The sequence below is a fragment of the Pseudomonas zhanjiangensis genome, assembly GCF_041027545.1.
Lineage (GTDB): Bacteria > Pseudomonadota > Gammaproteobacteria > Pseudomonadales > Pseudomonadaceae > Aquipseudomonas > Aquipseudomonas zhanjiangensis.
This window is the reverse complement of record NZ_JBFTEG010000020.1, coordinates 1-17101: the sequence shown is the minus strand read 5'-3', so window position 1 is coordinate 17101 and position 17101 is coordinate 1. Positions and strand designations below refer to the sequence as shown.

The 17101-nt window shown below is 66.8% G+C and carries 19 protein-coding genes; 11 read left to right on the top strand and 8 right to left on the bottom strand.

The genetic code is table 11. The features are described from left to right. Nucleotides 1–14: 14 nt before the first annotated feature. The gene (gene rpoE / locus AB5S05_RS18980; protein ID WP_369289091.1) at nt 15–596 is read right to left on the bottom strand and encodes an RNA polymerase sigma factor RpoE/AlgU; all 582 of its coding nucleotides are present in this window, start codon (nt 594–596) and stop codon (nt 15–17) included. Between the two features lie 375 nt (nt 597–971). Between rpoE and nadB the strand changes: the two genes are divergently transcribed. Beyond that, on the top strand, nt 972–2588 hold the full coding sequence (gene nadB, locus AB5S05_RS18975; RefSeq protein WP_369289090.1) for an L-aspartate oxidase: 1617 nt from the start codon (nt 972–974) through the stop codon (nt 2586–2588). On the opposite strand, the gene AB5S05_RS18970 is transcribed toward nadB, so the two are convergent. Continuing rightward, nucleotides 2557–3009: a protein YgfX gene (locus tag AB5S05_RS18970; protein ID WP_369289089.1), complete on the bottom strand. Its 453-nt coding sequence runs from the start codon at nt 3007–3009 to the stop codon at nt 2557–2559. The genes nadB and AB5S05_RS18970 overlap by 32 nt on opposite strands. Further along, nucleotides 2993–3247: an FAD assembly factor SdhE gene (locus tag AB5S05_RS18965; protein WP_369289088.1), complete on the bottom strand. Its 255-nt coding sequence runs from the start codon at nt 3245–3247 to the stop codon at nt 2993–2995. The genes AB5S05_RS18970 and AB5S05_RS18965 overlap by 17 nt, the downstream gene beginning before the upstream one ends. A gap of 174 nt (nt 3248–3421) precedes the next feature. Here AB5S05_RS18965 and ygfZ point away from each other — a divergent pair, with 174 nt between their 5' ends. From ygfZ to AB5S05_RS18950, 3 genes are all read left to right on the top strand, one after another. Next, nucleotides 3422–4363 carry a CAF17-like 4Fe-4S cluster assembly/insertion protein YgfZ gene (gene ygfZ, locus AB5S05_RS18960; RefSeq protein ID WP_369289087.1) on the top strand — a complete coding sequence of 314 codons (942 nt, stop codon included), beginning with the start codon at nt 3422–3424 and terminating at the stop codon, nt 4361–4363. A gap of 28 nt (nt 4364–4391) precedes the next feature. Then, entirely contained in the window at nt 4392–5228 is an 837-nt protein-coding gene (locus tag AB5S05_RS18955) for an HDOD domain-containing protein (protein ID WP_369289086.1), read from the top strand. Between the two features lie 66 nt (nt 5229–5294). After that, nucleotides 5295–6050 carry a substrate-binding periplasmic protein gene (locus tag AB5S05_RS18950; RefSeq protein ID WP_369289085.1) on the top strand — a complete coding sequence of 252 codons (756 nt, stop codon included), beginning with the start codon at nt 5295–5297 and terminating at the stop codon, nt 6048–6050. On the opposite strand, the gene AB5S05_RS18945 is transcribed toward AB5S05_RS18950, so the two are convergent. Together AB5S05_RS18945 and AB5S05_RS18940 are read right to left on the bottom strand one after the other, a co-directional pair. Beyond that, the gene (locus AB5S05_RS18945) at nt 6051–7442 is read right to left on the bottom strand and encodes a sensor histidine kinase (protein ID WP_369289084.1); all 1392 of its coding nucleotides are present in this window, start codon (nt 7440–7442) and stop codon (nt 6051–6053) included. It abuts the gene before it with no gap. After that, entirely contained in the window at nt 7435–8106 is a 672-nt protein-coding gene (locus AB5S05_RS18940; RefSeq protein ID WP_369289083.1) for a response regulator, read from the bottom strand. Before AB5S05_RS18940 ends, AB5S05_RS18945 begins: the two co-directional genes overlap by 8 nt. Before the next feature lie 230 nt (nt 8107–8336). Here AB5S05_RS18940 and AB5S05_RS18935 point away from each other — a divergent pair, with 230 nt between their 5' ends. The 6 genes from AB5S05_RS18935 to AB5S05_RS18910 all read left to right on the top strand — a co-directional run bounded on the left by AB5S05_RS18935 (nt 8337) and on the right by AB5S05_RS18910 (nt 14697). Next, the gene (locus tag AB5S05_RS18935) at nt 8337–9596 is read left to right on the top strand and encodes an OprD family porin (RefSeq protein WP_369289082.1); all 1260 of its coding nucleotides are present in this window, start codon (nt 8337–8339) and stop codon (nt 9594–9596) included. 29 nt (nt 9597–9625) lie between these two features. After that, nucleotides 9626–10603, top strand: coding sequence for a Bug family tripartite tricarboxylate transporter substrate binding protein (locus AB5S05_RS18930; RefSeq protein ID WP_369289081.1), 978 nt, complete (start codon nt 9626–9628; stop codon nt 10601–10603). Nucleotides 10604–10690: 87 nt separating this feature from the next. Continuing rightward, complete coding sequence (locus AB5S05_RS18925; RefSeq protein WP_369289080.1) at nt 10691–11134, top strand: tripartite tricarboxylate transporter TctB family protein; 444 nt, start codon at nt 10691–10693, stop codon at nt 11132–11134. 1 nt (nt 11135) lies between these two features. Next, nucleotides 11136–12644: a tripartite tricarboxylate transporter permease gene (locus AB5S05_RS18920; protein WP_369289079.1), complete on the top strand. Its 1509-nt coding sequence runs from the start codon at nt 11136–11138 to the stop codon at nt 12642–12644. Then, nucleotides 12637–13704 carry an AbrB family transcriptional regulator gene (locus tag AB5S05_RS18915; RefSeq protein ID WP_369289078.1) on the top strand — a complete coding sequence of 356 codons (1068 nt, stop codon included), beginning with the start codon at nt 12637–12639 and terminating at the stop codon, nt 13702–13704. Before AB5S05_RS18920 ends, AB5S05_RS18915 begins: the two co-directional genes overlap by 8 nt. Before the next feature lie 105 nt (nt 13705–13809). Further along, a complete protein-coding gene (locus AB5S05_RS18910; protein ID WP_369289077.1) occupies nt 13810–14697 on the top strand; it encodes a DUF6279 family lipoprotein in 888 nt (295 codons plus the stop codon). On the opposite strand, the gene ung is transcribed toward AB5S05_RS18910, so the two are convergent. Beyond that, nucleotides 14694–15386, bottom strand: a complete 693-nt coding sequence (gene ung, locus AB5S05_RS18905) for a uracil-DNA glycosylase (protein WP_369289076.1) — start codon at nt 15384–15386, stop codon at nt 14694–14696. The genes AB5S05_RS18910 and ung overlap by 4 nt on opposite strands. Nucleotides 15387–15560: 174 nt before the next feature. On the opposite strand from ung, the gene AB5S05_RS18900 reads away from it, so the two are divergent. Then, nucleotides 15561–15974 carry a PaaI family thioesterase gene (locus tag AB5S05_RS18900; RefSeq protein ID WP_369289075.1) on the top strand — a complete coding sequence of 138 codons (414 nt, stop codon included), beginning with the start codon at nt 15561–15563 and terminating at the stop codon, nt 15972–15974. A gap of 4 nt (nt 15975–15978) precedes the next feature. On the opposite strand, the gene AB5S05_RS18895 is transcribed toward AB5S05_RS18900, so the two are convergent. Further along, nucleotides 15979–16860, bottom strand: a complete 882-nt coding sequence (locus AB5S05_RS18895) for an AraC family transcriptional regulator (RefSeq protein WP_369289074.1) — start codon at nt 16858–16860, stop codon at nt 15979–15981. Between the two features lie 114 nt (nt 16861–16974). Further along, a partial coding sequence (locus tag AB5S05_RS18890) for an integrase core domain-containing protein (protein WP_369289145.1) occupies nt 16975–17101 on the bottom strand: 127 nt, incomplete at its 5' end.

The following is a 17101-nucleotide window of genomic DNA, read 5'->3' as shown; positions in this document are numbered from 1 at the left end:
CTGTCGCCGCTGTCTCAGGATTCCTGCAACAAAGGCTGCAAGGCTTTGTCGACGGCTTCGCGCGCTCGGAATATTCTCGAACGCACGGTGCCCACCGGACACTGCATGACGCTGGCAATGTCCTCGTAACTCAGACCATCGAATTCGCGCAAGGTTAGTGCCGTACGCAAATCTTCTGGCAACTGCTGGATGGCGCGGTGCACCGTGACCTCGATTTCGTCGCGCAACAGGGCTCGTTCCGGCGACTCGATATCCTTGAGCGCATGATCGCCCTCATAGAACTCCGCATCGTCGGTACTCACGTCGCTGCCCGGCGGCCGGCGGCCACGCGACACCAGGTAGTTCTTCGCCGTATTGATCGCGATCCGGTACAACCAGGTATAGAAGGCGCTATCGCCGCGAAAATTCCCCAGTGCCCGGTACGCCTTGACGAAAGCCTCCTGCGCCACATCCTGAGCCTCATGGCTGTCATGCACGAACCGCACGATCAACCCGAGAATCTTGTGCTGATACTTCAGCACCAATAGATCAAAGGCCCGCTTGTCGCCACGCTGCACGCGCTCGACCAGCAGCTGATCCTCTTCCTGGGCTAGCATGAACACTCCTCATTGAGTTCGAAGGAGCGCCCCTCCAGCCAGCGAATCGGCCTGCCAAAGTAGACTCGGGCATCGCGCAAAAGTTCTCCCCTCCGAACAAGCTTCCTGCAGCGCACACCTGGCTCCGCACGGAAAAACGCAACAAAGGCCTTGCCGCTGTTGCGTGAATAGTCTTAGATCGCCTGCCCAATCGGTGCCGCATCAATTGGTTGCTGTGAACGCAAAAACAAAACAGGCAGCGCCCCTCTGCGGGTGACCGCCAATGGAACCTCGATCCCCCGGAAAGTTCCCGAACGACATGGCCGCTCACCAGCCGGCTATTGTGCCGCCCACCCCCTCTATATACTAGGGGCCGCTAACCTGCGGAATCTGCCCATGAGCCAACACTACCAACACGACGTCCTGGTCATTGGCAGCGGTGCTGCCGGCCTGACCCTGGCCCTTACCCTGCCCGAGCAACTGCGCATCGCCGTGCTGAGCAAGGGCAACCTGGCCAATGGTTCGACCTATTGGGCCCAGGGCGGCGTGGCAGCGGTGCTGGACGACATGGACACGGTCGAATCGCACGTCGAGGATACGCTCAATGCCGGCGCCGGCCTGTGTCGCGAGCAAGCCGTGCGCTTCACCGTGGAGCATAGCCGCGAAGCCATTCAGTGGCTGATCGACCAGGGCGTGCCCTTCACCCGCGACGACCAGACCGCGCGCGAGGACGGCGGCTTCGAGTTTCACCTGACCCGTGAAGGCGGCCATAGCCACAGGCGCATCATTCACGCGGCCGACGCCACCGGCGCGGCCATCTTCAACACCCTGCTGGAACAGGCCAGCCAGCGCACGAATATCGAACTGCTGGAGCAGCGCGTCGCGGTTGACCTGATCACCGAACGCAAGCTCGGCCTGCCCGGCCAGCGCTGCCTGGGCGCCTACGTGCTCAACCGCGCCAGCGGCGAGGTCGACACCTATGCCGCGCGCTTCGTGATCCTCGCCACCGGCGGCGCCGCCAAGGTCTATCTCTACACCAGCAACCCGGACGGTGCCTGCGGCGACGGCATCGCCATGGCCTGGCGCGCCGGTTGCCGGGTCGGCAACCTGGAGTTCAACCAGTTCCACCCAACCTGTCTGTACCATCCGCAGGCCAAGAGCTTTCTGATCACCGAGGCCCTGCGCGGCGAAGGCGCCTTGCTCAAGCTGCCCAACGGCGAGCGCTTCATGCAGCGATTCGATCAGCGCGCCGAACTGGCGCCACGCGACATCGTTGCCCGCGCCATCGACCACGAAATGAAGCGCCTGGGCGTCGACTGCGTCTACCTCGACATCAGCCACAAGCCTGCCGAGTTCATCAAGACCCATTTTCCGACCGTGTATGAGCGCTGCCTGGATTTCGGCATCGACATCACCCGCCAGCCGATTCCGGTGGTGCCGGCAGCCCATTACACCTGCGGCGGCGTGGTGGTCGAGCAGAATGGCCATACCGACGTGCCAGGCCTCTATGCCATTGGCGAGACCAGCTTCACCGGCCTGCACGGTGCCAACCGCATGGCCAGCAATTCGCTGTTGGAGTGCTTCGTCTATGCTCGCGCGGCGGCGGCGGACATCACCCGCAGGCTGGGCAGCGTCAGCATGCCGAGCGGCTTGCCGTGCTGGGACGCCAGCCAGGTGACCGACTCGGATGAGGACGTGATCATCGCGCACAACTGGGATGAGTTGCGGCGCTTCATGTGGGACTACGTCGGCATCGTGCGTACCAACAAGCGCCTGCAGCGCGCCGAACACCGGGTGCGCCTGCTGCTCGACGAAATCGACGAGTTCTACAGCAACTACAAGGTCAGTCGCGACCTGATCGAGTTGCGCAACCTGGCCCAGGTGGCCGAGCTGATGATCCGCTCGGCCATGCAGCGTCACGAAAGCCGCGGCCTGCACTACACCCTGGACTACCCGCAACAACAGGCCGAAGCCAGGGACACTATTCTGGCGCCTGCCACCTACGGCGACTGAACTTCAGGCGCACCCGCAGGCGCCTGTGCAGGTCAGCCGCCATGGCATCGCGCGGGATGCACAGGCCACGCGTCCAGCGCTGCCCGGCCAGGCGAAAACGCAGCACCACGGCCATGGGCAGCGCCAGGCTGTCCGGGCGCAGCTCGATCGCCTGCCAGCCGCCCGCCGCACTCCACAGTTGCCAGCCATCGGCGTCGCAACGCAGCGCACTGAAGGCCCGGGCCGAATTGAGCAGAACATGCCGCGGCAACACCCAGCTGCCGTGCAGCAGGCAAAAGCCGATGCCCAGCAGGCGTGCCCAAAGAGGAATCTCGACCAGCAGCAGGCTCAGCAGCGCCAGGCCCTGGACCAGCGCATAGAGTGTCAGCAGGCGCCGCGAAGGTCGCCAGCGACATTCGAAGCCGTCACTTCGGCTGGACACGATCCAGGATCATCCGAACCATGCGTTTGAGGTCGGCATCTTCCGGCTCGCCGCGCTGCATGAACCAGCCGAACATGTCCTGATCTTCGCACTCGAGCAGCTTGCGGTAACGCGCCTGGTCATCGGCATCCAGGCTCGCATAGACCTCTTTGACGAAGGGCACCAGCAGGACATCGAGCTCCAGCATGCCACGACGGCTGTGCCAGAACAGACGGTTGAGCTCAGTCGAATCGACCATGGAGGGTTCCTTGAGATAACCAGGCGTTGGTAGGGCCGCGCAGTATAACGATGAAACCCGCCGCTGTTGACCTCGGCGGACGAGCTGAGGCGGCAACGCACGCCAGCCGCTGACAAGCCCGGGGCTGGGCTCTATGATGGCGCCCTGTCCATTTGCCAACGATGCCCAACCCCCATGGCCGACACCGCATTCTTCTGCACCCTCAGCCACGAAGGCGTTCTCGCCATTCATGGCGCCGACGCCAGCAAGTTCCTCCAGGGCCAAGTGACCTGCAACCTCAATTACCTCAATGAAGCTACCTGCAGCCTGGGCGCCCGCTGCACGCCCAAGGGTCGCATGCAATCGAGCTTTCGCATCGTCAGCGTGGCCGATGGCTACCTGCTGGCCATGGCCCGCGAACTGGTCGCGACGCAACTGGCCGACCTGCAGAAATACGCGGTGTTCTCCAAGTCCAAGCTGGCCGACGAGAGTGCCGACTGGGTGCGTTTCGGCCTCAGTAGCGGCGATGCAATCCTGGCCAGCCTCGGTCTCGACCTGCCGCAGGCCGCCGACAGCCTGAGCCGCGCCGGCGAGTTGCTGGCCGTGCGCCTGAGTGACGGCCGCGCCGAACTCTGGGCACCGGCCGGCGATGCGCCGCAGCTGCACACGCGCCTGGCCGAACAACTGAAAGAGGCGCCACTCAATGACTGGCTACTGGCGCAGATCCGCGCCGGCATCGGCCAGGTGCTGCCCAGCACCCGCGAACAGTACATTCCGCAGATGCTCAACCTGCAGGCCCTCGGCGGCGTCAGCTTCAAGAAAGGCTGCTATACCGGCCAGGAAATCGTCGCGCGCATGCAGTACCTGGGCAAGCTCAAGCGCCGCCTGTACCGCCTGGCCAGCGCCAGCGCCCAGCCGCCCTCGCCCGGACTCGAGCTGTTCAGCCCCGTGCACGGCAGCAGCGTCGGCGAAGTGGTGCTGGCGGCGCAGAGCGAACAGGGCTACGAACTGCTGGCGGTGTTGCAGGAAGACGCCGCCACTGACGGCCGCCTGTCGCTTGGCAGCGCGGATGGTCCGGCGCTGACCCTGCTGGATCTGCCCTACACCCTGGACAGCGCCCGCGAGATCCAGCGCTGACACCAACGACTGCCGAAGAGAACCGCATATGAGCAAGCTTGCCGAGAAAGTCCTGCAGGAACTGACCCAGGCCATCGACAACGATGAACTGGTACTGCCGACGCTGCCCGAGGTCGCCCTCAAGGTCCGCGAGGCGGCGGAAGACCCCGACATCGGCATTCCCCAGATCAGCAAGGTGATCGGCAACGACGCCGCGCTGACCGCGCGCATCATCAAGGTGGTGAACAGCCCGCTGCTGCGCACCAACAAGGAAATCACCGACCTGCAGATGGCGGTCAGCCGCCTGGGCATCAACTACACCTGCAACCTGGCCACCGGCCTGGCCATGGAACAGATGTTCCAGGCCACCTCCGACGTGGTCGACCGCAAGATGCGCGAGGTGTGGAACAAGAGCACCGAGATCGCCGGCATCTGTCACGTGCTCTGCAAGAACTACACCCGCCTGCCCGCCGACCAGGCGACCCTGGCCGGCCTGGTGCACCAGATCGGCGTGCTGCCGATCCTGACCTACGCCGAGGAACACAGCGAACTGCTGGCCGACTCGATCAGCCTCAATCACGTGATCGAGCAGATTCACCCGATCATCGGCGACAAGATCCTGCGCGCCTGGGACTTCCCCGAGCAGATCGCCATGGTGCCCAGCCAGTACCTGAACTTCGAGCGCAACAGCGCCAAGGCCGACTATGTCGATATCGTCCAGGTCGCCACCCTGCAGAGCTTCCTGGGCAGCCAGCACCCCTATACCCAGCTGGACTGGAGCCGGATCCCGGCCTTCGCCAAACTCGGCCTGGACCCCAATGTCGACATGCAGGAAGACGAAGACCTCAGCGCCGCCATGGAAGCGGCCATGGGCATGCTGCAATAACACCGTCGCCTGCACCCGCGCCTGCACCCACTAGACTGGAGGCAGCATGCTCGAAGGAAGGATCCCATGCAGCGCTGCCTGCTGTTAGTCATCTTGCTGCTCAGCGGCCTGGCCGCGGCCCAGCCCATCCAGCTGACGACGGGCGAATGGCCGCCCTTTCACGGCGAGCGCCTGCCCTATCAGGGCGTCGCCACCCGTATCGTCAGCGAAGCCTTCGCCCTCGAGGGCATTGAGGTGCAGTGGCAGTTCCTGCCCTGGGCCCGCGCGCTGCAAATGGCCGCCCTGGGGCAACGCAGCGGCAGCGCAGTGTGGCGGCGCAATCCCGAGCGCGAACGGCTGTTCTTCTACAGCGAGCCGATACTGACCACCCAGAACTACCTGTTCCACCGCAAGCAATTGGACTTCGACTGGCAGACGCTGGCTGACCTGCGCGGCTTGCGCCTCGGCGCCACGCGGGGCTACTTCTACGGTCATGCCTTCGAGCAGGCCGAAGCGGCGGGGTTGCTGAACGTCCAGCGGATCAACAGCGACGAAGTGGCGTTCCGTCAGTTGCTGGGGGGGCGAATCGATCTGTTCCCCCTGTCCAGGGTGGTCGCATTGCATCTGCTGTCCGAGCGCTTCACGGCGGCGGAGCGGGCGCGCTTGAGCTTTCATCCAAAACCCCTGAGCAGCCACAGGCAATACCTGCTGCTGTCGCGTCAGGTCGAGGGCAACGCGGCGCTGATCCAGCGCTTCAATCGCGGCCTCGCGCGCTTGCAGGCCAGCGGCAAGGTGGCCAGGTATCTGCTCGAGGTGCAGCAACCGCTCAGCCTGGCCCCCTGATCAGCCGGCCTCGGCCGCGAATTCCACCCGCACCAGCAGGCCATGCGGCTGAGCCCCGTGCAGGCTGATGGTCGCCTGGTGCGCCCGGCAGATCTCGCCGACGATCGCCAGCCCCAGCCCGCTGCCAGAGCCCTGAGTGCTGCGCCGGTAGAAGCGCTCGAACACCCTCTCGCGGTCCTCCTCGGGAATGCCGGGGCCGTCGTCCTCCACTTCCAGCACGGCCGGCGCGCGCACCCGCAGCACCACGTTGCCGCCGGCCGGGGTATGGGCCAGGGCGTTGTCGACCAGGTTGCACAGCAATTCATTGAGCAGGGTCGGCTCGCCCAGCAGCCAAACTGGCTGCTCGGCCTCCAGCGCCAGCGAGACGCCACGGGCATGGGCCAGGGGCGCCAGGGCCAGGCCCAGCTCGCGGGCCAGCCGACTCAGGTCGAGGCGCTGGGCACCGCCCTCGGCCAGCGCCCGCGCGCCGCTCTCGATGCGCGCCAGGGAAAGCAGCTGATTGGCCAGGTGAGTCAGCTTGTCGGTGTTCTGCGCCGCCTCATCCAGGGTCCTGCGCCAGGCCGCCGGCTCCTGCGCGCGCAGGCCCAGTTCGACCCGCGCCTTGAGCGCCGCCAGGGGGGTGCGCAGCTCGTGGGCGGCATCGGCGATGAACTGCGACTGGCGCTCGAACAGGTCGCGCAGGCGTTCGTTGAACTGGTTCAGGGCGTTCACCAGCGGCCGCAGCTCGCGCGGCAGGCCGGCGTCCGGCAGCGGCCGCAGATCGTCGCTGGCGCGCCCGGCCACGCTGCGCCGCAGGCTCTCCAGCGGACGCAGGGCCGCGCTCACCGCCAGCCACACCAGCAGCAGCGCGCTGCACGACAGCAAGCCCATTCGCCACAGGGTGCCGACCAGCAGTTCGCGGGCCAGGCGCTCGCGTGCGCCCAGGGTCTCGGCCACGCGGATTTCGGCGATTCCGTTGAGCTGCGGCTCGCTGACCGGCTGCAGCAGGCTGACCACCCGCACGCCCTGGCCGCGGTAATCGGCATCGTAGAAGTGCGCCAGGGCCGGGTAATCGTCGGTGCGCGCAGTGCCGGGCGGCGTCGCCGGGACATTCTCGTAGCCGGACACCAGATCGCCATGCTGGTCCAGCACCTGGTAATAGATGCGCCCGGCGCTGTCGTAGGCGAAGGTATCCAGGGCCACGTAGGGCACGTTCGCCTTGAGCTTGCCGTCGTCGCTGTAGAGTCCTTCGGCAATCGCCCGCGCCGATGCCAGCAGGGTCCGGTCGTAGGCGGTATCGGCGGCGCGCCGGGCGCTCCAGTAGGCGCTCAGGCTGCTGAGCAGCAGGATCACCGCCAGCAACAGCGCCAGCCGGCGCAGCAGCCGCCCGCGCAGACTGCCGAATTCAGCCATCGAACGCCTCCAGCAGGTAGCCAAGGCCGCGGAAGGTGACGATGCGCACGCCGCTGCCTTCGAGTTTCTTGCGCAGACGGTGGACGTAGATCTCGATGGCGTCGCTGCTGGCCTCCTCGTCCAGGCCGAACACCTGGGCGGCCAGTTGCTCCTTGCTCATCACCCGTCCCGGCCGGGCGATCATCGCCTCCAGCACCGCCTGCTCGCGCGAGGTCAGGTTGAGCAGCTCGCCGGCCAGGCTGAAGCGCCGGGTCGCCAGGTCGTAGAGCAGCTCGCCGCAGCGCTGCTGCTGTTCGCCGCCGAGCACGCTGCGGCGCAGCAGGGCCTTGACCCGCGCCTCCAGCTCGCTCAGCTCGAAGGGCTTGGCCAGGTAGTCGTCGGCACCCAGGTTGAGACCGTGAACCCGGTCCTTGACCTCGCCGCGGGCAGTCAGCATCAGCACCGGCAGGGTCTTGCCACGCTCGCGCAGGCGTGCCAGCACCTGGAAGCCATCCAGGCGCGGCAGGCCGACATCGAGGATCGCCAGGGCGTAGTCCTCGCTGGCCAGGGCCAGGTCGGCGGCCACCCCGTCGTGCAGCACGTCCACCGTCCAACCGGCATTCTTCAGTGCCTGGGCCACGCTCGCCGCCAGTTGCGGATGGTCCTCGACCAGCAGAATTCGCACCCTTACCTCCGCCGACAAAGCTCGTTCAAGGCGCGCAGTGTAGCGCCCCGGCCAGCCCCGTGAAGCGCCTAAACAGCCCGGCAACTGCCCTCGGCGGAAAACTTTCGCCAGTGAAAGCTTGGCGAAAGCTTGCCCGCCTAGGATCGCTCACAGGTGGCTCGATCCACCGACCAAAGCGAGGCGCACAGTGGTGTGCGGCCGCGACAAAAACAACAATTGGAGACCACAGGATGCCCATCGCATCAACCAGGGCCATTGCGCCTGTCCACCTGCTCAGTCTAGCGGTCGCCGCGACCCTGCTCGCCCCCGCGGCCCAGGCCGCCTTCATCGCTGACAGTTCTGCCAACCTGAAGGCCACCAACATCTACCTGAACCGTGACTATCGCGAAGGCACCGGCCAGAACAAGCGCGAGGAGTGGGGCCAGAGCTTCTGGCTCAACCTGCAGTCCGGTTACACCGAGGGCCCAGTCGGCCTCGGCCTCGACGCCCAGGGCCTGGTCGGCATCAAACTGGACTCCAGCGCCGACCGCACCAGAACCGGCCTGCTGCCGAGGCATGACGATGGCAAGGCACCGGATGAGTTTGCTCGTCTGGGCCTGACCGCCAAGGTCAAGGTTTCTGCCACCGAGCTGCGCTACGGTTCGCACAGCCCCGTCCTGCCGGTAGTAGTGGCCAACGACAGCCGCCTGCTGCCGCAGGTATTCGAGGGTGGCCTGCTGACTTCCTCCGAGGTGAAGGGCCTGACCTTCACTGGCGGGCGCCTGGGCAAGGCCATCGACCGCGCCTCGACCGACGCCGAGGATCTGCAGCTCGAAAGCAAGAATGGACGCTACGCCGCGGTGACCGCCGACCACCTCGACCTGCTGGGTGTCGACTACCAGTTCAACCAGAACCTCAAAGGCCGCTACTTCCATGGCGAACTTGAGGATGTCTACCGGCAGAACTTCTTCAATGTGCTGGCCACCTATCCCCTGGCCGGCGGCACCATGGCCGCCGATCTGCGCCTGATGCTCAGCGACGACAGCGGCGCAGCCAAGGCCGGCGAAGTGGACAACCGCGCCCTGAACGGTGTGCTCAGCTACGCCCACAGCGGCCACAAGCTGAGCCTGGGCTATCAGGACATGAGCGGCGACACCGGCTATGCCTATATCGCCGGCAGCGACCCCTACCTGGTCAACGACTCCGCCAACGACTATGCCAACCCTGAAGAAAAATCCTGGTCGGTCCGCTACGACTACGACTTCGCCGCCCTCGGCGTGCCCGGCCTGACGGCCTACGCTCGCTATATCAAAGGCAGTGATGCGCGAATCATCGGCAGCAACGAGCGCGGCGACGAAAAGGAAACCAACTTCGAGGTCAAATACGTGGTGCAAAGCGGCCCGGTGAAGAACCTCTTCGTGCGCCTGCGCAACGCCAATTTCCGCTCCGACTTCGCCCGCGACTCGGACGAATACCGTGTAGTCGTCGGCTACACCCTGCCAATCCTGTGACCCACAATAACAATCCAGAGGACTCCACCATGAAAACTGCCTTTACCCGCCTCGCCCTGGCCACCGCCTGCCTGGCTTTCGCCGGCCAACTGCTGGCGGGCGAACCCAAGCGTCCCGAGTGCATCGCCCCGGCCAAGCCCGGCGGCGGCTTCGACCTGACCTGCAAGCTGGCCCAGAGCGGCCTGAAGGACGGCGGCCTGCTCAAGTCGCCGATGCGCGTGACCTACATGCCTGGCGGCGTCGGCGCGGTGGCCTACAACGCGGTGGTGGCACAGCGCGCCGACGACCCGGGCACCATCATCGCCTTCTCCAGCGGCTCGCTACTCAACCTGGCGCAGGGCAAGTTCGGCCGCTACGACGAAACCGCGGTGCGCTGGCTGGCCGGCATCGGTACCGACTACGGCGCCATCACCGTGCGCGCCGACTCGCCCTACCAGAGCCTGGGCGACCTGGTCGAGGCGCTGAAGAAGGACCCGTCGAGCATCGTCTTCGGTGCCGGCGCCACCATCGGTGGCCAGGACTGGATGCAGACCGCGCTGATCGCCCGCCTGGCCGGCATCGATCCGAAGGACCTGCGCTATGTGGCCTTCGAAGGCGGCGGCGAGACCCTCACCGCCATGCTCGGCGGCCACGTGCAGGTGACCAGCAGCGGTCTGGGCGAAGTCACCCCGCAACTGCAAGCGAACAAGGTGCGCATCCTCGCGGTACTCGCCGACGAGCGCCTGCCGGGCAAGCTGGCCGACATCCCCACCGCCAAGGAGCAGGGCTACGACATCAGCTGGCCGGTGATCCGCGGCTTCTATGTCGGCCCCGAGGTCAGTGACGAGCAGTACGACTGGTGGAAACAGCAGTTCGACACCCTGCTGGCCAGCGAAGACTTCGCCAAGCTGCGCGAGCAGCGCGACCTGCTGCCGCTGTCGATGACCGGTGATGAGCTCAAGGCCTTCGTCTTCAAGCAGGTCGAAGACTACAAGAAGCTGGCAGGCGAGTTCGGCCTGGTTCAGTAACCGCGCCCACCCCGTGCTCCGGCTGGCGCCTGGCGCCGGCCGGAGCACGGCCCCCGGTCGTTTCCGACCCCGACAAGGTATTCCGTTATGTACGTCCGCCTGTTCGCCGCGACCTGGCTGCTGCTGTGCGCCTGGCTCGCCGTCGTCGCCTGGGGCTTCCAGGCACCCTTCGCCTACGACCCGGTCGGCCCGCGCGCCTACCCCCTGCTGCTGCTCGGCCTGATGGGCGCAGGCAGCCTGTGGCTGCTGGTCAAACCCGGCCGGCTCGACCAGCAACTGCACCTGCCGGCCGCGCTGCGCTCGCTGCTGTGCGTGCTGGTTCTGCTGGCCTACGCCCTGCTGTTCGAGGCGCTGGGCTTCATCCTCAGCACCGCCCTGGCGACCTTCGTCCTCGGCCTGCTGTTCACCGGCCGCCTGTTGCCCTGCGCGATCAGCGCCATGCTCATGGGTGTGCTGCTGTATGCCCTGTTCGATTTAGTGCTGGACGTGCCCCTGCCGCTCGGCGTGCTGGAAGCGTTCGTGGAGAGCTGAGATGGAAACCCTGAATTTCTTGCTGCAAGGCTTCGACGTCGCCACCCGGCCGACCAACCTGCTGGTGGCGCTGTTCGGCGCCTTCGTCGGCACCGTGGTCGGCCTGCTGCCGGGACTCGGCCCGATCAACGGCGTGGCCCTGCTGCTGCCGCTGGCCTTCGCCCTCGGCCTGCCGCCGGAGACCGCGCTGATCCTCCTGGCCGCGGTGTACCTGGGCTGCGAATACGGCGGACGCATCTCCGCCATCCTGCTCAACGTGCCGGGCGACGCCGCCGCGGTGATGACCACCCTCGACGGCTACCCGCTGGCGCGCCAGGGCAAGGCCGGCATCGCCCTGTCGCTGTCGGCGGTCAGCTCCTTCGTCGGCAGCATCATCGCCACCTGCGGCGTGGTGCTGTTCGCCCCGCTGCTGGCGAAATGGGCAGTGGCCTTCGGCCCGGCCGAGTACTTCGTGCTGATGATCTTCGCCATCGCCTGCCTTGGCGGCATGGTCGGCGACAAACCGGTCAAGACGCTGATGTCGGCGCTGATCGGCCTGGCCCTGGCCACCGTCGGGGTCGACTCGACCACCGGCGTCTACCGCTTCACCTTCGGCAGCGTCAGCCTGTCCGATGGCGTGCAGTTCGTCATCGTGGTGATCGGTTTCTTCAGCGTCAGCGAGATCCTGCTGATGCTGGAAAAAACCCACGGCGGGCAGCAGGCGGTGAAGGCCAGCGGGCGCCTGCTGTTCAACTTCCAGGAGTTCTGCGCCACGATCTGGACCATGCTGCGCAGCGCCGTGGCCGGCTTCGTCATCGGCACCCTGCCCGGCGCCGGGGCGACCATCGCCAGCGCCATGACCTACATGAGCGAGAAGCGCCTGGCAGGGGCCTCCGGCAAGTTCGGCGAAGGCGACCTGCGCGGCCTGGCCGCCCCGGAAGCGGCCAACAACGCCTCGGCCTGCGGCTCGCTGATCCCCATGCTGACCCTCGGCGTGCCGGGCTCGGGCACCACCGCGGTGATGATCGGCGCCCTGACCCTGTACAACATCACCCCGGGTCCCCTGCTGTTCGAACAGCAGCCGGACGTGGTCTGGGGCCTGATCGCCTCGCTGTTCATCGGCAACGTCATCCTGCTGGTGATGAACATCCCGCTGGTCGGCCTGTTCTCGCGCATGCTCAGCGTGCCCAACTGGGTGCTGGTGCCGGCGATCACAGTGATCAGCATGGTCGGCGTCTACGCGGTGCACAGCACCACCTTCGACCTGGTGCTGATGATCGGCCTCGGTGTGTTCGGCTACCTGCTGCGCAAGCTCGACTTCCCGCTGTCGGCGGTGATCCTCGGCTTCGTCCTCGGCGAGCTGATGGAAGACAACCTGCGCCGCGCCCTGTCGATCTCCGCCGGCGACCTGAACATCCTCTGGTCCAGCCCCATCACCCTGTGCCTGTGGGCCCTGACCGTGCTGATGCTGGCGCTGCCGGGCCTGCGCTGGTGGCGCGCCCGCGGCAAGGCGCAACTGGCCCATGCCTGAGGCGTCGCGCGCCCCGGCCCGCTGGCGTGGCTGCTGGGCCACGCCGCTGGTCGGCCTGGCCGGTGGCGGCCTGGCCAGCCTGATCGGCTGGCCATTGCCCTGGATCATCGGGCCACTGCTGGCGGTGATCGCCGCGCGCTGCAGTGGCTGGTTGATCGGCGAACTGCCGGGCGGCCGCCCGACCGGGCAGTGGCTGGTGGCCAGCGGCATCGGCCTGCACTTCACCGAAGAGGTCATGAGCCAACTGCTCGCGCACTTCGCCGTGGTCCTGGCCGGCGCCTGCGCCACCCTGCTGCTCAGCCTGATCGGCATCGCCCTGTTGCGCCGCGCCGGGGTTGACCGCGCCACCGCGTTCTTCGCCAGCATGCCCGGCGGCGCCAGCGAAATGGTCAACCTGGCCGGCCGCCACGAGGCGCAGATCGCTCGGGTCGCCGCGGCGCACAGCCTGCGCCTGCTGCTGGTGGTGCTGCTGATCCCGGCGCTGTTCACCTGGAGCCTGCCGCCGATCACCCCGCCGCCGCCCGCCGCGATGGACTGGGCCTGGCTGGCGCTATTGCTGCCGGCCGGGGCGCTGCTGGCGCTGCTGTGGAAGCGCCTCGGCCAACCCAACCCCTGGATGCTCGGCCCGCTGACCGTCTGTGCAGTGGCCAGCGTCAGCTTCGACCTGCAGCTGGGCCTGCCGCCCGGCGCGGGCCAGCTCGGCCAGTGGCTGATCGGCTGCGCCCTGGGTTGTCACTTCGACCGCGCCTTCTTCCGCAGCGCCCCGGCCTTTCTCGCCCGCATCCTGCTGTTCACCCTGCTGGCCATGCTCGGCGCCGGACTGCTGGCTGGCGCCCTCGGCTGGCTGGCGGGCCAGCCCTCGACCTCGCTGGCCCTGGGCATGATGCCCGGCGGCATCACCGAACTGTGCCTGACCGCCGAGGCCCTGCAGCTGTCGGTGGCGCTGGTCACCGCGCTGCAGGTGCTGCGGCTGTTTCTGGTGATGTTCCTGGCCGAACCGCTGTTCCGCCTGTGGCAGCGCCGCCGACCATTGCCGCGCCTCGATCGCGACCAGGCTTAGCCCGCCACGCGCGGGCTCTTTTTTAGCGGATATGTCGGCCCGCTGTGCCGAGCCGCATCCTGACTTACCCTAGAGATTGCTACCCGAGCGGATAAGGCAAACCGCATGACCCTGCTGCCCCGCCACAAGACCCTGGTCTGGCTGGTTGCCCTGAGCCTGCTGCTCGGCGCCTGCAGCCGCGTCGGCCTGGTCTACCGCAACCTCGACTGGCTGCTGCCCTGGCGTCTGAACGACTACCTGCAGCTCGACCGCGCGCAGCGCGCCTGGTTGCAGCCGCGGCTGCGGGCGCACCTGGCCTGGCACTGCAGCAGCGAACTGCTGCGCTACCTCGACTGGCTGCAGCGCACCGGCGTCGTGCTGGCGCAGCCACGCCCGGATGCCAGGCAACTGGCCGCGCAACTGGCGCAGATCGACGGTGCCCTCAAGCGCATCGCCGTGCAGATCACCCCGACCAGCATCGAGCTGCTGCGCAGGCTCAGCGACCGCCAGGTGGCCGAACTCTACGCCGCCATCGACGAAGACAACCGCGAACTCTACGAGGACTACCTGGAACCCCCACTGGCGATGCAGATCGCCGAACGTGGCGAACGCATGGAGGAGCGCCTGCGGCCCTGGCTGGGCCGGTTGAACGAATCACAGCGGGCCCGCATCGCCCGCTGGGCGAACGACATGGGCGGGCAGAACCGCCTGTGGCTGGACAACCGCATGCGCTGGCAGGAAGCACTGCGCGATGCCATCGCGGTGCGGCGTAGCGCGGACTTCCCCGAGCGGATCACCCGCCTGCTGCAGCAGCGCCAGAGCTACTTCGATGCCGAGTTCCGCGCCGCCTACCCGCGCAATCGGATGGCCCTGGCCGAACTGTTCGGCGACCTGCTGGCCAGCGCCGATGCGCGCCAGCGTTCGCGCCTGCAGCACCGCCTGCGCGACCTGCAGCGCGACCTCGCCGAGCAGCTCTGCGCGCCGCCCTGGAGTCCGGGCGAGCCGGCCCCTTAAAGCGCGGGCAGGCGCCAGTCGATCGGCGCCTGGCCGTGTTGCTCGAGGAACTTGTTGGCCCGGCTGAAGTGGCCGTTGCCGATGAAGCCACGGTGCGCCGACAGCGGCGAGGGATGGGGCGAGCGCAGGACTAGGTGCTTGCTCGGGTCGATCAGACGCTGCTTGCTCTGCGCATGATTGCCCCACAACAGGAACACCAGGTGCTCGCAGTGCTGGCTGACGGTTTCGATCACCTTGTCGGTGAAATGCTGCCAGCCCTTGCTGGCATGGGAGCCGGCGATGCCGCGCTCGACGGTCAGCGAGGTGTTGAGCAACAGCACGCCCTGCTCGGCCCAGTGCTGCAGGCAGCCGTGCTGGGGGATGTCGATATTCAGGTCGCGCTTGAGTTCCTTGTAGATGTTCAGCAACGACGGCGGCGTGGCCACCCCCGGCTGCACCGAGAAGCACAGGCCATGGGCCTGGCCCGGCCCGTGATAGGGGTCCTGGCCGATGATCACCACCTTGACCGCATCCAGCGGGGTGGAATTCAGGGCGTTGAAGATCAGCGCGCCGGGCGGGTAGATCTCCTTGCCGTTGGCCTTCTCCTGGCGCAGGAAATCGCCCAGCTCGCGCATGTAGGGCTTGGCGAACTCCTCGCGCAGGGCCTGCTTCCAGCCGGCTTCGAGCTTGATGTTGTCGACAGCGGTCATGCCTGGTTCCTGATCTGACGGACGAACGAACGAACGAGAACGGCACGCTAGTGAAGCGCTTCGGGCAAGTCAAGGCGGCCCTTGATAGGCGCCCATCACGGGGCTGGATACAGATTGCCGGGCACGCCCGAGCCGCCAAAGACTGCAGGCTCACCGACGCCTGGAGCCTGCCCCATGAACGCCACCAGCGGTATCAGTCGCGAACGCCTGGAACAGGCGCTGGCGCATTCCACCTTCGCCCAGCTGCTGGGCGCGGAACTGCTCGACTTCGCTCCCGGCAGGGTCAGCCTGCAGCTACACAGCCGCCCCGATCTCTGCCAGCACCACGGTTACCTGCACGGCGCGGTGGTCGGCTTCATGGTCGACAGCGGTTGCGCCTGGGCGGCGGCCAGCCTGGTCGGCGACGTGGTCACCAGCGAATACAAACTCAACCTGCTGGCCCCGGCGATCGGCGACAAGCTGATCTGCCGCAGCGAGGTGCTCAAGGCCGGCCAGCGCCAGGCCGTGTGCCGCGCCGACGTGTTCGCCGTCAGGGATGGCGCGGAGAAGCTGGTGGCCACCGGCCTGGCGACCATCGTCCGGGTCTAGCCCCTCAGCCCTGGTGCAGCGCCCGGTAGTGGCTGGGCGCCATGCCCACCACCTTGCGGAACAACCGCGAGAAGTAATAGACGTCCTCGTAGCCCAGTTGCTCGGCGATCTGGCGAATGCCCTGTTCGCCTTCGTCGAGCAGGCGGCAGGCATGGGCCATCTTCAGCTGAATGAAGTCCTGGATCGGGGCATGCCCGGTCAGGGCGCGGTAGGTCTTGGCGAAGTGGAAGCGCGACAGCTTGAACTGCGCGGCCAGCTCGTCGAGGTTGAGCGAGTCGTGCAGGTGGGCGCGCATCACCGCCTGCACCGCATCCACGTCCAGCACCCGCCCGGACTTCAACTGCACCCGCGCCGGCAGCACCGCCAGCGAGGCCAACAGTGCCTGCAGCTGGTGCGCCGCGTAGATGAAGTGCGGCAGGCTCAGGCCCTGCTTGCGCAAGTTGAGCAAGGCATCGAACTCGGCCAGCAGGCGCGGCTGCACGCCGATGCGCCACAGCGGGCCCTTGCCCAGTGGCCGTAGGAACTCGGCCACCAGCTCGCCATCGAAATGCACCCAATACAGGGTCCAGGGCCGGGACGGGTCGGCGCCATAGACATGCGCCTGGCCCTTGGGCAGCAGCAACAGGTCGCCGCCGGCCACTGTCAATCGTCCATTGGCGGTTTCCAGCCAGCCCTGTCCGGCGCGGCAATAGATCAGCAAGTGGTCGTCCGGCTGCGGCCGACTCATGCGGTGCCCGCGTGCCTCCGGATAGAACCCCAGGGCCAGCGGATAGCAACCCTGGCTCAGCGGATGGCGGGCCAGCAGGGGCCGCAGACGCGGAGGCGTAATGAAGCGCACGCCGTTGGCCGGTAGCGGCCAGTTGGAAGTTTCGACCCGGGCGTTCATCGTGCCCTCTGGGAACTCAATCCCAAGATCGTCCATCCATTGACCAAGATCGTCAATCCACAAGCCGCCCATCCGCGGCTATAACAATAGGCATATGGCATCCGCCAGAGCCGGCTAGCTGTGTAAACCCAGTACGTTGTTCAGTGGAAGTGGCGCGCGGCTAATGGGCGGGCTGTAACCGAGGCTGGCATGTGGGCGGTGCCAGTTGTAGTGGTGCAGCCATGGCAGCAGGAGGGCTGCG

Excerpts from the sequence above, each read along its gene's own strand:
- AB5S05_RS18950 (WP_369289085.1), top strand. The coding sequence starts at position 5,295 with ATGCAGCGCTGCCTGCTGTTAGTCATCTTGCTGCTCAGCGGCCTGGCC.
- AB5S05_RS18895 (WP_369289074.1), bottom strand. The coding sequence starts at position 16,860 with ATGAACGCCCGGGTCGAAACTTCCAACTGGCCGCTACCGGCCAACGGC.
- nadB (WP_369289090.1), top strand. The coding sequence starts at position 972 with ATGAGCCAACACTACCAACACGACGTCCTGGTCATTGGCAGCGGTGCT.
- ung (WP_369289076.1), bottom strand. The coding sequence starts at position 15,386 with ATGACCGCTGTCGACAACATCAAGCTCGAAGCCGGCTGGAAGCAGGCC.
- AB5S05_RS18945 (WP_369289084.1), bottom strand. The coding sequence starts at position 7,442 with ATGGCTGAATTCGGCAGTCTGCGCGGGCGGCTGCTGCGCCGGCTGGCG.
- AB5S05_RS18900 (WP_369289075.1), top strand. The coding sequence starts at position 15,561 with ATGAACGCCACCAGCGGTATCAGTCGCGAACGCCTGGAACAGGCGCTG.
- AB5S05_RS18925 (WP_369289080.1), top strand. The coding sequence starts at position 10,691 with ATGTACGTCCGCCTGTTCGCCGCGACCTGGCTGCTGCTGTGCGCCTGG.
- AB5S05_RS18915 (WP_369289078.1), top strand. The coding sequence starts at position 12,637 with ATGCCTGAGGCGTCGCGCGCCCCGGCCCGCTGGCGTGGCTGCTGGGCC.
- AB5S05_RS18920 (WP_369289079.1), top strand. The coding sequence starts at position 11,136 with ATGGAAACCCTGAATTTCTTGCTGCAAGGCTTCGACGTCGCCACCCGG.
- AB5S05_RS18965 (WP_369289088.1), bottom strand. The coding sequence starts at position 3,247 with ATGGTCGATTCGACTGAGCTCAACCGTCTGTTCTGGCACAGCCGTCGT.
- AB5S05_RS18955 (WP_369289086.1), top strand. The coding sequence starts at position 4,392 with ATGAGCAAGCTTGCCGAGAAAGTCCTGCAGGAACTGACCCAGGCCATC.
- rpoE (WP_369289091.1), bottom strand. The coding sequence starts at position 596 with ATGCTAGCCCAGGAAGAGGATCAGCTGCTGGTCGAGCGCGTGCAGCGT.
- AB5S05_RS18930 (WP_369289081.1), top strand. The coding sequence starts at position 9,626 with ATGAAAACTGCCTTTACCCGCCTCGCCCTGGCCACCGCCTGCCTGGCT.
- ygfZ (WP_369289087.1), top strand. The coding sequence starts at position 3,422 with ATGGCCGACACCGCATTCTTCTGCACCCTCAGCCACGAAGGCGTTCTC.
- AB5S05_RS18935 (WP_369289082.1), top strand. The coding sequence starts at position 8,337 with ATGCCCATCGCATCAACCAGGGCCATTGCGCCTGTCCACCTGCTCAGT.
- AB5S05_RS18910 (WP_369289077.1), top strand. The coding sequence starts at position 13,810 with ATGACCCTGCTGCCCCGCCACAAGACCCTGGTCTGGCTGGTTGCCCTG.